Source organism: Neorhizobium galegae bv. orientalis str. HAMBI 540 (assembly GCF_000731315.1).
GTDB classification, from domain to species: Bacteria; Pseudomonadota; Alphaproteobacteria; order Rhizobiales; family Rhizobiaceae; genus Neorhizobium; species Neorhizobium galegae.
On sequence record NZ_HG938353.1, the window covers coordinates 979,185 to 991,121 of the forward strand.

Here is an 11,937-nt window from a genome sequence, read left to right on the forward strand (position 1 = left end):
GCAGGTCTTCACCACCGCGCGCAGCCGGTTGTTTCCAAGCCGAATCTCTGATCAATCAGACAAACGGATGTCGGTGGAGGCGAATGTCATGTCGGAGCAGAGCCCGATCGAGGTTTCCGAACAGCGGATCGGACGCGCGGAAATGCTTGGCTTTACCGCCGCAGGAAGCACTGTGGTCCTGAGCGGCTGCATTCTGGAGGAAGCGGACCTGTCGGGGCTGGATCTGCAGCGCTGGGAATTCAGAAACTGCCGGATGACGACCGTCAATCTGCGGGCCGCCGACCTCGAAGGGGCGAAGTTCGAGGGATGCCGGGGACCGTTCGCCAATTTTACGGGCGCCAACCTCGCGGAGGCGGAGTTCCGGAATTGCGACTTCAACAACGCCGCTTTCCTGGAAGCCAAAATGAACGACACCCGGTTCGTCGGCTGCAAGCTGACGGGTGCCAACCTGACGCGAATTGCCTCGCTCGGCCTGTCGTTCAAGGAGACCATCCTGGCGCAGGCAAGGCTTCCCGCACTGTCGTTCCGGAAGTCCCGGATCGAGCGGGTCGATTTCGGCATGGCCGATCTGTCGAAATGCGATTTTCGCGATGTGGTGTTCGACGGATGCAGCCTTCGCGACACGGGCCTGGTCGATGCGAGGTTCGAAGGGGCCGATCTGCGCGGCGCGGACCTCGGCGGCCTGAAGCTGATCGATGCCAAGAAGTTCAAGGGAGCGACGATCTCGCGGCAACAGGCCGGGGATATCCTGGCGGAACTGGGACTGAAGGTTCAATAGCCGGGTGCGGCATCCTCAGTCTCCGGTTCTTCCAGTCGTCTTATAGGCGAGAAGGATTAGACGGCTACGCGCCGTGCTTCCTTGTCGGCCGACTTCCGGTCTGCGCCGTGCTTTTCGATGATCGCCTTCGCATCCTCAACCGAAATGCGATGCTTCTTGGCGAAGGGGATAGGCTCGTAAGGCTGGTCCGCGGTGTTTGCTTTTTTATCAGACATGAACGTCTCCGATCTCGATGCTCCGGCAGAATGCCGAAGCCTCTTTGGATTAATGAAATAGTGAGGGGGTTGGTTGCCAGGCGCTGCTACGTCATTACCGCGAGCGGCTGCCTCAATGTGCCGTCTATATGGTACGAAAGCCGCTGAAATACAATGGGCCGGATCGGGGCCACAGGATTTGGGGCCGCCTGCCAACTCCTGCAGGGACGGTATTCGCGCGCGAAACCTTCAGTATTTCTTCTTGCGGACGATCTTGTTGCCCTTTGGCCCGCTCAGCACCGGTGTTCTGTCGCGGTTTTCCGCAAGCAGGCTGCGCCAGCGTTCCAGGCGATCGGCGGAAAGTTCGCCTTTGGCAACGGCCGCCTGCACGGCGCAGCCCGGTTCGTGGGCGTGGGTGCAATCGCGAAACCGGCAATTCGGCGCCAGATCGGTGATTTCGGCAAACAGCGTATCGATGCCGTCGGTAACGTCGCTGACATAGAGCGTCCGAATACCCGGCGTATCGATCACCCAGCCGCCGCCGCCAATCGCATGCAGCGATCGTGCCGTCGTGGTGTGACGACCCTTTGCATCACGTTCACGAATGCTTCCGGTCTTCTGCATCGTGTCGGACTGAGGCCCAGCAAGGGTGTTCACCAGCGTCGACTTTCCGACGCCGGAGGAGCCCACCAGCGTCACCGTCTGCCCTACGCCGCACCAGGGCTTCAGCAAGGCAACGGCATCCGCTGTGCGCGCATTGAGGACGACGACCGGCAGGTCGCGCTGCAGCGCCTTGGCCTGTTGCTCGAACGGCCCGGCATCTTCGACGGTATCGGCCTTGGTCAGCACGATCACCGGATCGGTCCCGGCCTGGTTGGCCATGATCAGGTAGCGTTCCAGCCGTCCCGGGTTGAAATCGGCATTGCACGAGGTGACGATAAACAGCGTATCGACATTGGCTGCGGCAAGCTGCTGGCCATGCCCGCCTTCCGCGCGCCGTTGAAACACGGTTTTCCGGTCGAGACGGCGCACGAGCATGCCCGTCAGCGGGTCGGCAAGAACCCAGTCGCCGACCGCAAAATCCGCGGTATTGCTATTGGGCGGAAGTTCGATCCCGACCGGTCCGCTGACGTCGATTGCGTCGATGCGTGCCCGATGAACCGAGGCAATGCGCCGGACCAGGAGTTCGGTCTCGCCCGGCTCGACCTGAGCCGCAAAGAAATCGGACCAGCCGAGCAGTTCAAGCGATGAGGGTGGGTTGGAGCCGGTCAAGGTCGGATACGAAAATTCGGGGACGCCGTCATGGGTAGGCTTTCCGCAGGTTGCGATTGCGCTCATCCGGGGAAGAGCCGCAGATCGGGTGCAAAGGTGCCGGCTCTTGGCTTGACCAAAACCTCTGACCATTCGTTGTTACGTCGGAGCATTAAACCAGCATGCCGCCGAAGTCGAGGAAACGATCGACTCGCGCAGCATATGCCGGTCGGGCAACGCCGATCAGGCCGCTGTGTTTTACGGACCCTCACTCCGCTGCAATCTTCCCCGCCAGCTGGCGGTTCTTCATCAGCTTGTAGATCACAGAATCCATCAGCGCCTGGAAGGAGGCGTCGATGATGTTCTCGGAGACGCCGACCGTCCACCAGCGCACGCCGTCGCCATCGGTGGATTCGATCAGCACGCGGGTGATCGCCTCGGTGCCGCCGTTCAGGATGCGCACCTTGAAGTCGGCGAGCACTAGGTCGTCGATCTCGTGCTGGTATTTGCCGAAGTCCTTGCGCAGTGCCCGGTCGAGCGCATTGACCGGCCCGTCGCCTTCGGCGACCGACATCAGCGTCTGGCCGTCGACGACGAGCTTGACCACCGCTTCCGAGACGATCTTGATCTTGCCGTGGCTGTCGAACCGGCGCTCGACCATGACGCGAAAACCCTCGACAGCGAAGAAGTCGGGAATGGTGCCGAGCGTGCGGCGGGCGAGCAGCTCAAAACTCGCGTCGGCGCCCTCATAGGCATAACCGGTCGCCTCGCGTTCCTTGACGATCGAGATCAGTTGGTCGAGCTTCGGATCGTCCTTGCCGACCTCGATGCCGCGGCGCTTCAGCGCGTTGATGAAGTTCGACTTGCCGCCCTGGTCGGACACCATCACCTTGCGCAGGTTGCCGACGCTTTCCGGCGTCACGTGTTCGTAGGTGCGTGGGTCTTTCAGCAGCGCCGAGGCGTGGATGCCGGCCTTGGTGGCGAAGGCGGAGGCACCGACATAAGGCGCCTGGTGGTTCGGCGAGCGGTTCAAGAGTTCGTCGAAGGCGTGGCTGAGGCGGGTGAGGCCAGTCAGCCGCTCGGCATCGATCGCCGTCTCGAACCGTGTGGCGTAAGCGTCCTTCAGGGCGAGCGTCGCGATGATCGTCACCAGATTGGCATTGCCGCAGCGCTCGCCGATGCCGTTGAGCGTTCCCTGGATCTGCCGACAGCCCGCCTCGATCGCGGCGAGCGAATTGGCGACCGCCTGGCCGGTATCGTCATGAGCATGGATGCCGAGCGAGGCGCCGGGAATGCCGGACGCGATCACCGCCTCGACGATGGCGCGGATCTCGCCCGGCTGGGTGCCGCCATTGGTGTCACAGAGCACCACCCAGCGCGCGCCGGCCTGGTAGGCCGTCCTGGCACAGGCGAGCGCGTATTCGGGATTGGCCTTGTAGCCGTCGAAGAAATGCTCGCAGTCGACGAGTGGCTCCTTGCCCGCGCCGCGAGCGGCCTCGACGCTGTCGCGGATCGATTCGAGGTTCTCTTCGTTCGAACAGCCGAGCGCGACGCGGACGTGATAATCCCAGCTCTTGGCGACGAAACAGGTGGCGTCGCTTTTCGCCTGCAGCAGCACGGCCAGGCCCGGATCGTTGGAGGCGGAAATGCCGGCCCGCTTGGTCATGCCGAAGGCGACGAATTTCGACTTCGCCGTGCGCTTCTCCGAGAAAAATGCGGTGTCGGTCGGGTTGGCGCCGGGATAACCGCCCTCGACATAATCGAGGCCGAACTCGTCCAGCAGGTTGGAGATGGCGATCTTGTCCTCGACGGAAAAATCGACGCCCGGGGTCTGTTGCCCGTCGCGCAGCGTGGTGTCGAAGAGATAGATGCGTTCGCGTGTCATGGGTGCTCCTCCTGGAGCGGTATCATTACATTGGCGGCGGCGGCACCCCCCTCTGGCCTGCCGGCCATCTCCCCCTCAAGGGGGGAGATTGGATAGTAGCAATGCCTCGTCACCATCTGTGCCGGCTCACTGCCGGAAGGCTTGCCGATACGGCGAGCATATTGGGGAAACGGTGCGTCTTGCCGATCTCCCCCCTTGAGGGGGAGATGCCCGGCAGGGCAGAGGGGGGTAGCCCCGGGTTCCATGGTCAAATCTTCCCCGCAAACCGGTCCGTCGCGCGGATCAGCTGGTCGGTGATGCCGGGTTCCGAGACCGCATGTCCCGCACCTTCGATGATGTGAAAATCCGCTTCGGTCCAGACTTTCGAAAGCTGCCAGGCATATTTCAGCGGGCAGGGCATGTCGTAGCGGCCGTGCACGATGACGCCCGGAATGCCCTTGAGCTTCGTAGCGTCGCGCAGGAGCTGCCCGTCCTCCAGCCAGCCGGCATTCATGAAGAAGTGGTTTTCGATACGCGAGAAGGCCAGCGCAAAATGATCGTCGTCGTGGTCCGACGCCAGTTCGGGGCTCGGCAGAAGCGTGATGGTCGAGCCCTCCCAGACGCTCCAGGCCTTGGCGCAGCGGATCTGCTCGGCCTTGTCGGTGCCGGTGAGGCGGCGGTGATAGGCGGCCATCATCTCGTGGCGCTCGGCTTCCGGAATAGGGGCGACGAAGGCCTCCCATTTGTCCGGGAACATTTCCGAGACGCCGAACTGGTAGTACCAGTCGAGCTCCGGCCTGGTCAGCGTATAAATGCCGCGCACCAGAAGTTCGGTGACCCGCTCGGGATGGGTTTCAGCATAGGCAAGCGCCAGCGTCGAACCCCAGGAGCCGCCGAACACCTGCCATTTTTCGACGCCGACCATCTGCCTGAGCCGCTCGATGTCGGCGACCAGATGCCAGGTGGTGTTGGCGTCCAGGCTTGCATGCGGCGTGGACTTGCCGCAGCCGCGCTGGTCGAACAGCAGCACATCGTAGAGTTCCGGGTTGAAGAGACGGCGCTGGTTCGGATTGCAGCCGCCGCCCGGGCCGCCATGCAGGAAGACGGCCGGCTTGCCGCCCTTGGTGCCGACCCGCTCCCAATAGATCACATGGCCGTCGCCGACATCGAGCTGCCCGGTCGCGTAGGGCTCGATCTCGGGATAGAGGGTACGCAGAACTTCGGTCACAGGTGCAGTCCTTTCGCCGGCCAGTTTTCGGTATCGTGGTCGGGATGCTGGAAGGAGATGATCTGCTCCTGCTTGACGGCGTCCTCGCCGCTGTCGCGCACCGGCTGGTCGAAGATCGTTGTCACCCACGGGATATGCGAGGCATAGTTCACCTGGATCTTCGGGGCGAGGTCGCCGCGGTCGTCGAAGGCGCCGATCGCCAGTTCCAGCCCGCCGGGATAACGGTAGGTGAGCGGCGTGCCGCAGTCTTCGCAGAAGCCGCGGTCGATATTCACCGAAGACTGGAAATATTTCGGCTCGCCGCGGGTCCATTCGACGCCGTCCTTCGGCGCGGTGACCAGCGGTCCGAAAAAGCCGCCGAAGGCCTTCTGGCACATGCGGCAATGGCAGATCGAGGCGCGGCCGAGTTCACCGTGGATGCGGAAGCGCACGGCGCCGCACTGGCAGCCGCCTGTTCTCAAAGTTTCTGTCACTGTTTGTCCTCCTTGGGACTGTTCGGCCAGGTGTCTGTGTCGTGGTCGGGATGCTGGTAGGAGACGATGTCGTCGAGAAACGGCGCCGAGGCGATGTCATCCATCGTATCTCGCTCGGGAAGTTCATGCAGGCGGTCGACGAAGCCGATCTTGCCTTCGACGCCGAACTGCACGACGGGGGGAAGCTGGCCCGGCTCGTCGAAACTGCCGGCCGAAATGGCGATCCCGTCGGCCGCCTCGTAGGTCATCGGCGTGCCGCAGTTTTCGCAAAAGCCGCGCCGCACATGGTTCGACGAGTGGAAATATTTGAGCTGGCCCCGCGTCCAGGTCAGTTCCGCCTCGCCGGCCGCCACCAGCGGTGCGTAATAGGCGCCGAACGCCTTCTGGCACATGCGGCAATGGCAGATCGAGGCATCCGGCGCGTCTCCTGAGAGCCGGAAGCGGATCGCGCCGCACTGACAGCCGCCGGTCCGGACGACATCGCTCATGACCGACCCTCCGCATCCCCGTTCCCGCGCGGCCAGACCTCGGTGTTGTGGTCGGGGTGCTGGTTGCTGCTTGCCGAGATCGTCTCTTCCTCCTGCGGCGTCATGTCCATCTTTGCATCGTGATGGAGGCTGTCGAGGGTCCCGAACCAGGGCATCTTGTGGGCAAGATTGGTCTGCACCTCCGGCTTCACCGATTGCGGATCGTCGAGCGAACCGAGCGTGATGCTGATATGGTCGCTCGACCCGTCATAGAAGAGCGGCGTGCCGCATTTTTCGCAGAAGCCGCGGCGTACGGTTTCCGACGACTGGAACCAGGCCGGCTCGCCGCGCGTCAGCTTGAAGTTTTCGTACATCACCCCGCCGAGCGGCATGAAATAATTGCCGGCCGCCTTCTGGCACATGCGGCAATGGCACAGATGCGGAAACCCGAGCTCCCCTTCCGCCCGGTACCTCACAGCGCCGCACTGGCAGCCGCCGGTGTGGATCTGGGTCATCTTCAGGCCTCCCCAACAATTTTCAGGATATGGAGACAGACATTGTCGATGTCTTTCAGGACGTCGTCATTCCAGAAGCGCAGGACGGTCCAGCCATCCTGTTCCAGGCGCCGGGTTCGTTCTGCGTCATACCGAAGATCCTCGTCGTTGCCGTGCTGCGAACCATCGACCTCAACGATGAGGTGGTGCGTCGGGCAGGCGAAATCCACGATGTAACCCGCGATCGGCAGTTGGCGGCGAAAGCTCAGACCCATCAGGCGGTGGGCGCGCAATTCGTTCCAGAGTTTCAGTTCGGCATCGGTGAGTGCTTTGCGCATTCTCCGGGCATTGGCGCGGCGCTGCGGCGGGATTGGGGCATGTGGCATGTCATGCTCCTTATCGGTGCGGCGCGCGCGGCTACCCCCCTCTGTCCTGCCGGACATCTCCCCAACAAGGGGGGAGATCGGAGTGTGGCGAACACACTCGCCTACATTGGATGCCGCAATCTGGGATAGGTGTTCTCGCAAGGCAAGCCGAGTTTCCAAATTTGGAGAGCTGATACGCTGCTGCGAATTGGAGTGCTGAGATCTCAGGGCGTAAGCGCGGGGAAGAAGTCGATCAATGCCCGGGCAAGCGGGCGCGCCCAGCCGATCTCCCTCCTTGTGGGGGAGATGCCCGGCAGGGCAGAGGGGGGTAGCCACAACCGCCATAGCCATCCTACCGCTCCAGCACCATCACACACCTTCCGGCGCGTGACACACCGCCTCGATATTGTTGCCGTCGGGATCAAATACGAAGGCGCCGTAATAGTTAGGGTGGTAGTGGGTGCGCAGGCCGGGGCCACCGTTGTCGGTTCCGCCGGCGGCGATCGCGGCCTTGTAGAAGGCGTCCACCTCGGCGCGGTTGCGCGCCGTAAATGCGACGTGCTGCGAATGGCCGCCTGCCGGTTTGTCCTCGTGCAGCCAGTAGATCGGCCGCTCGCGTCCGTAGCCGCCGACCTTGACGCCGCCCGTATATTCAGCCGGTACCATGTAAAGCAGCGAGGCGCCGAGCGGCGCGAAGGCTGCGTCGTAGAATGCCTTGGCCCGGTCGAAATCGGCGACCTTGATGCCCATGTGATCGATCATCGCATTGCTCCTCCTGCGTTGTTCTGGAAGTGAAGCTTACCGCTTCACCTCCCAGGTCGTCACCCTCTCGCCCGTCGCCGCGTCCTTGCCGTCCTTCAACTGGATGCCCTTGTCCGACAGTTCGTTGCGGATGCGGTCGGCCTCAGCGAAATTTTTCGCCTTCAGCATTTCGAGCCGCAGGGCGACCAGGGCGTCGACGGCGGATGCCAGCGCCTCGTCGACCTCGGTTTTCTCAGGCAGCACGCCGAGAAAAGCGGCACTGGCGGCAAACGCCGCAAGCGCGTCCGGATCGCCGTGGGCCTCCTGTGCCAACGCGTGCAGTGCCTGCACGGCTGCGACCGTGTTGAGGTCGTCGGCAAGCGCGTTCACCACCGCATCGCAAGGGGCGGCACCGGAGGCTTCCGCCGTCGGCCACTTGGCGAGAAGGCGCTCGGCCTCTTCCAGCCGCTTCACCGAAAAGTCGATCGGCTCGCGGTAGTGCGTCATCAGCATGGCCAGCCGCAGCACCTCGCCCGGCCATTGGCGGCCGCCGAATTTTTCGGTGTGCAGCAGGTCGTAGATGGTGATGAAATTGCCCTCGGACTTCGACATCTTGCGGCCTTCGACCTGCACGAAGCCGTTATGCATCCAGACATTCGCCATCACGTCCGTGCCATGGGCGCAGCGCGACTGGGCAATCTCGTTCTCATGGTGCGGGAAGATCAGGTCGAGCCCGCCGCCATGGATGTCGAACACCTCGCCGAGATAACGGCGGCTCATCGCCGAGCACTCGATATGCCAGCCCGGACGGCCGCGGCCCCAGGGACTTTCCCAGCCGGGTTCGTTATGGGAGGAGAGTTTCCACAGCACGAAATCGCCGGGGTTTTTCTTGTGCGCATCGACGGCGACACGGGCGCCGGCCTGCTGTTCGTCGAGCGGACGCTTGGAAAGCTGGCCGTAGTCGGCCATCGACTTGGTGTCGAACAGCACTTCGCCTTTTGCGACATAGGCATGGCCATTGCCGATCAGCTTCTCGATGATCTCGATCATCTCGGCAATGGTGTCGGTGGCACGCGGCTCGACGGTCGGCTTCAGATTGCCGAGCAGGGCGACGTCCTCGTGGTACTGCGTCTCGGTCTTTTCCGTGACAAGGCGGATGGCCTCGTTGAGCGGCAGGCCGGGATGGTCGCGTAGCGCCCGGGCGTTGATCTTGTCGTCGACGTCGGTGATGTTGCGGGCATAGGTGACGTTGGCCTCGCCATAGACATGGCGGAGCAGCCGGAAAAGCACGTCGAAGACGATGGCCGGTCGGGCATTGCCGATATGGGCATAGTCGTAGACCGTCGGGCCGCAGACATACATGCGTACGTTCTGGGGGTCGATCGGTGTGAACGCCGTCTTTTCACGGGTCAGCGTATTGTAGAACCTGAGCGAAATGCTCATCGAAAAATCTCCCCAAAAGTCTCGCACGGCGAGCATCCGGTCGAGCGGGATGCCGAAAAGTGTACGCGGTTTTCGGACGACATCCCGCTCTCACTATCAACTAGGAGCCGGATGCTTTCGCGTTCAGGAAACACGAAAGCATCCGGCTCCGGCCGGGTCGTTTGTCTTCAAGGCTTTTCGAGAGACGAAAACGGCCGGGCCAGCGCGAACGCTAGCGGATAATGATCCCACAAATGGAAATCGCCGTTTTCATGGAGGTGGTTATGGCGCGGGCAAGCCGTTTGGTCAAGTGGGCTTTACCCGCGCGGGATGTCCTAACCGGCCCTACGCCGTCTTGCGGCCGATGCCGTTCCGGGCAACGGTGAACAGAAAGATCAGCATTGACACGACGGTGAGGATCGAGCCGATCGCGGCAAGCGCCTCGCCGCCCGAGGACACCGCCATCGCGATGCCCGGCACGATACAGAGCACGCCGAGAACCGCAAAACCGAGATGGACCTTCGACAGCACGGAATTGGCCGCCGCCGGGGTCACCGTGTAGTAGAGACCGAAAAGCCCCATCGTCGTCCAGCCGACCAGGTTTAGATGCGCATGCGCCGGCGCCATCAGATGGTCGCCTGAAATCGCCATGTGAATGCCCCAGAACATGCCGACGGTGACACAGAGCACGGCTGCGCCGAAGAAGTAGAAAGCAATGTTTCTCATCAGAATTCCCCCCGAAACATGAAGTTCCTGCGCCCGATCGCAGGACCCGCACTATAGCGGAAAAGCGGATCTTTATACATGGGGTATTCGCCGGGCCGGTGTCCGATCCGCCGCCGGGATCAAAACGTGGACTTCGCACGTTGATTGGCACGAATCCTGCCAACCGGATGGGTATCAAATGGCCGCCTCCAATAGACAACACAACATCTTCGATATTTTTTCGAGCGCCATAGCCTCTTGGTCGGGAAAGCCCGTCACGTTTGTGGCGGCCGTCGTCCTGATCGTCGTCTGGGGCGTCACCGGACCGTTCTTCGGATTTTCGGAAACCTGGCAGCTTGTGGTCAATACCGGCACGACCATCATCACCTTCCTGATGGTCTTCGTCCTGCAAAATTCCCAGAACAGGGACGGCGAGGCGGTCCAGGCGAAACTCGACGAGCTGATCCTGTCGAGCCAGGCCGCCAACGAGTTCATCGGCATTGAAAAACTGGACGAGGAGCAGCTTCGCAAGCTCAGCGAAAGTCTGCAACGCCGCGCCAAGACGCTGGATCAGGAGGCGGAGAACGTCTAGGCCGATAGCGGCCGCGTCAGCGGCCTTTGTCAGTCGGCGGATTGCTGTTGTCGAGCAGGGCCTGAGCGATGGATTTGCGCCGCGCATCGTCGGTCATGGCGGAACTGATCAGCCGCATCGCTTCCATGACGGCTGCCTCGCCGTGCTCTCGGTGAAGGCGGGCCATCGCTGCGGCGACCAGATTGGCGGTCGCTGTCGCTTGTTCTCTCTGCTCGTTGGTCAAAGGCGAAGGCATAGGCTTTCTCGCATTACCGGGGCACCGTTTCAGGTGTTCCCTATCGGGCGCGGATAAACGACCTCTGTCAAACGCGGATATCCCGTGACAGAGGAGTTGCCGTTATTCCGGCGCGCGGAAGTCCGCGAACTTGTTGTCGCGCACGACGAACAGACGGCCGGTATCCTGAAGGGTGGGGGAGGCGAGGAAGAGGATCTTTTCGGCAACTTCCGAGGGATGCGGCAGGGTTTCCGGATCTTCGCCGGGAACGGCCTGGGCGCGCATCGCGGTGCGGGTGGCGCCGGGATTGACGATGTTGACCTTGAGTGGCGTGTGATCGGTCTCAGCGGCCCAGATGCGGGCCATGTTCTCGACGGCGGCCTTGGAGATCGAATAGGCCCCCCAGAAGGCCGGCGCCTTGGATGCGACGCCCGATGACATGATCAGCGCGCGGCCGGCATCGGATTTGGTCAAGAGCGGCTCGACCGAGCGGATCAGCCTCCAGATGGCGGTGACATTGGTCAGCATCACCTTCTCGAACACCTTTGCCTCGATATGGCCGAGCGGCGAGATGACGCCGAGGATGCCGGCATTCGCCACGAGGATGTCGAGCTTGCCCCAGCGCTCGAAGATCGAGGCGCCGAGCTTGTCGATCGCCGCCATGTCGGTGATGTCGAAGGGAACCAGCGTGGCGGTGCCGCCGGCCGCCTTGATCGCGTCGTCGAGATCCTCGAGGCCGCCGACCGTGCGGGCGGTGGCAATCACATGCGCGCCTGCTTTTGCCAGAGCGAGCGCTGTGAAATAGCCGATGCCCCGCGACGCGCCGGTCACTAGCGCGATCCTGCCCTTCAGATCGATAGTCATGATTTTCCGCCCTTAACAATACATGCAACGGGTTAGCGTTGCCGGTGGATATTTCGTGGAGGAGGCGGCCTCTTTCGCACAGGTTCGGCCTCGGACTCCCTCATCCCTGTGCTTGTCACAGCGGTCCAGCCTACGCAAGTCCTTGCGCGGTGGAGAGGCGTCGTCGTCATTGGAGACCCTGTTCATTGAGCGCCGAACCAGCCAGCCCCCCTCTGTCCTGCCGGACATCTCCCCCACGGGTGGGGAGATCGGATGGGCGCACCGCCCTCCCCAAACAACAAACGT

At 62.5% G+C, this 11,937-nt stretch carries 15 protein-coding genes; 2 read left to right on the forward strand and 13 right to left on the reverse strand.

What is annotated here, in order from left to right; translation table 11 throughout:
• Positions 1-88: 88 nt before the first annotated feature.
• On the forward strand, positions 89-778 hold the full coding sequence (locus RG540_RS05005; protein WP_038585279.1) for a pentapeptide repeat-containing protein: 690 nt from the start codon (positions 89-91) through the stop codon (positions 776-778).
• Positions 779-834: 56 nt separating this feature from the next.
• Here RG540_RS05005 and RG540_RS32820 read toward each other — a convergent pair whose 3' ends face one another.
• The 11 genes from RG540_RS32820 to RG540_RS05060 form a co-directional block, all read right to left on the reverse strand.
• Positions 835-993 (reverse strand): hypothetical protein, encoded by a 159-nt coding sequence (locus RG540_RS32820; RefSeq protein ID WP_167551670.1) that lies wholly within the window; start codon positions 991-993, stop codon positions 835-837.
• 228 nt (positions 994-1,221) lie between these two features.
• Positions 1,222-2,310 (reverse strand): ribosome small subunit-dependent GTPase A, encoded by a 1,089-nt coding sequence (rsgA, locus tag RG540_RS05010; protein ID WP_244446624.1) that lies wholly within the window; start codon positions 2,308-2,310, stop codon positions 1,222-1,224.
• A gap of 181 nt (positions 2,311-2,491) precedes the next feature.
• Entirely contained in the window at positions 2,492-4,108 is a 1,617-nt protein-coding gene (gene cimA, locus RG540_RS05015) for a citramalate synthase (RefSeq protein ID WP_038585281.1), read from the reverse strand.
• 247 nt (positions 4,109-4,355) lie between these two features.
• Positions 4,356-5,315, reverse strand: a complete 960-nt coding sequence (gene pip / locus RG540_RS05025) for a prolyl aminopeptidase (protein WP_038585289.1) — start codon at positions 5,313-5,315, stop codon at positions 4,356-4,358.
• Positions 5,312-5,788 (reverse strand): GFA family protein, encoded by a 477-nt coding sequence (locus tag RG540_RS05030; RefSeq protein ID WP_038585291.1) that lies wholly within the window; start codon positions 5,786-5,788, stop codon positions 5,312-5,314. Before RG540_RS05030 ends, pip begins: the two co-directional genes overlap by 4 nt.
• Positions 5,785-6,276, reverse strand: coding sequence for a GFA family protein (locus RG540_RS05035; RefSeq protein WP_038585294.1), 492 nt, complete (start codon positions 6,274-6,276; stop codon positions 5,785-5,787). Before RG540_RS05035 ends, RG540_RS05030 begins: the two co-directional genes overlap by 4 nt.
• Complete coding sequence (locus RG540_RS05040; RefSeq protein ID WP_038585297.1) at positions 6,273-6,770, reverse strand: GFA family protein; 498 nt, start codon at positions 6,768-6,770, stop codon at positions 6,273-6,275. Before RG540_RS05040 ends, RG540_RS05035 begins: the two co-directional genes overlap by 4 nt.
• Before the next feature lie 2 nt (positions 6,771-6,772).
• Entirely contained in the window at positions 6,773-7,135 is a 363-nt protein-coding gene (locus RG540_RS05045) for an endonuclease domain-containing protein (RefSeq protein ID WP_038585301.1), read from the reverse strand.
• Positions 7,136-7,483: 348 nt separating this feature from the next.
• Positions 7,484-7,876: a VOC family protein gene (locus RG540_RS05050; protein ID WP_038585303.1), complete on the reverse strand. Its 393-nt coding sequence runs from the start codon at positions 7,874-7,876 to the stop codon at positions 7,484-7,486.
• Positions 7,877-7,912: 36 nt separating this feature from the next.
• Positions 7,913-9,298: a cysteine--tRNA ligase gene (cysS, locus tag RG540_RS05055; protein ID WP_038585306.1), complete on the reverse strand. Its 1,386-nt coding sequence runs from the start codon at positions 9,296-9,298 to the stop codon at positions 7,913-7,915.
• Between the two features lie 324 nt (positions 9,299-9,622).
• Positions 9,623-10,003 (reverse strand): hypothetical protein, encoded by a 381-nt coding sequence (locus tag RG540_RS05060; protein WP_038585312.1) that lies wholly within the window; start codon positions 10,001-10,003, stop codon positions 9,623-9,625.
• A gap of 178 nt (positions 10,004-10,181) precedes the next feature.
• Between RG540_RS05060 and RG540_RS05065 the strand changes: the two genes are divergently transcribed.
• Positions 10,182-10,574: a low affinity iron permease family protein gene (locus RG540_RS05065; RefSeq protein WP_038585315.1), complete on the forward strand. Its 393-nt coding sequence runs from the start codon at positions 10,182-10,184 to the stop codon at positions 10,572-10,574.
• 16 nt (positions 10,575-10,590) lie between these two features.
• Here RG540_RS05065 and RG540_RS05070 read toward each other — a convergent pair whose 3' ends face one another.
• A complete protein-coding gene (locus tag RG540_RS05070; protein ID WP_038585318.1) occupies positions 10,591-10,809 on the reverse strand; it encodes a hypothetical protein in 219 nt (72 codons plus the stop codon).
• A 102-nt stretch (positions 10,810-10,911) separates the two neighbouring features.
• A complete protein-coding gene (locus tag RG540_RS05075; protein WP_038585321.1) occupies positions 10,912-11,652 on the reverse strand; it encodes an SDR family NAD(P)-dependent oxidoreductase in 741 nt (246 codons plus the stop codon).
• Positions 11,653-11,937: the final 285 nt, after the last annotated feature.

Excerpts from the sequence above, each read along its gene's own strand:
- RG540_RS05065 (WP_038585315.1), top strand. The coding sequence starts at position 10,182 with ATGGCCGCCTCCAATAGACAACACAACATCTTCGATATTTTTTCGAGC.
- RG540_RS05005 (WP_038585279.1), top strand. The coding sequence starts at position 89 with ATGTCGGAGCAGAGCCCGATCGAGGTTTCCGAACAGCGGATCGGACGC.
- RG540_RS05050 (WP_038585303.1), bottom strand. The coding sequence starts at position 7,876 with ATGATCGATCACATGGGCATCAAGGTCGCCGATTTCGACCGGGCCAAG.
- RG540_RS05045 (WP_038585301.1), bottom strand. The coding sequence starts at position 7,135 with ATGCCACATGCCCCAATCCCGCCGCAGCGCCGCGCCAATGCCCGGAGA.
- cimA (WP_038585281.1), bottom strand. The coding sequence starts at position 4,108 with ATGACACGCGAACGCATCTATCTCTTCGACACCACGCTGCGCGACGGG.
- cysS (WP_038585306.1), bottom strand. The coding sequence starts at position 9,298 with ATGAGCATTTCGCTCAGGTTCTACAATACGCTGACCCGTGAAAAGACG.
- RG540_RS05070 (WP_038585318.1), bottom strand. The coding sequence starts at position 10,809 with ATGCCTTCGCCTTTGACCAACGAGCAGAGAGAACAAGCGACAGCGACC.
- RG540_RS05035 (WP_038585294.1), bottom strand. The coding sequence starts at position 6,276 with ATGAGCGATGTCGTCCGGACCGGCGGCTGTCAGTGCGGCGCGATCCGC.
- RG540_RS05060 (WP_038585312.1), bottom strand. The coding sequence starts at position 10,003 with ATGAGAAACATTGCTTTCTACTTCTTCGGCGCAGCCGTGCTCTGTGTC.
- RG540_RS05040 (WP_038585297.1), bottom strand. The coding sequence starts at position 6,770 with ATGACCCAGATCCACACCGGCGGCTGCCAGTGCGGCGCTGTGAGGTAC.
- rsgA (WP_244446624.1), bottom strand. The coding sequence starts at position 2,310 with ATGAGCGCAATCGCAACCTGCGGAAAGCCTACCCATGACGGCGTCCCC.
- RG540_RS05075 (WP_038585321.1), bottom strand. The coding sequence starts at position 11,652 with ATGACTATCGATCTGAAGGGCAGGATCGCGCTAGTGACCGGCGCGTCG.
- RG540_RS32820 (WP_167551670.1), bottom strand. The coding sequence starts at position 993 with ATGTCTGATAAAAAAGCAAACACCGCGGACCAGCCTTACGAGCCTATC.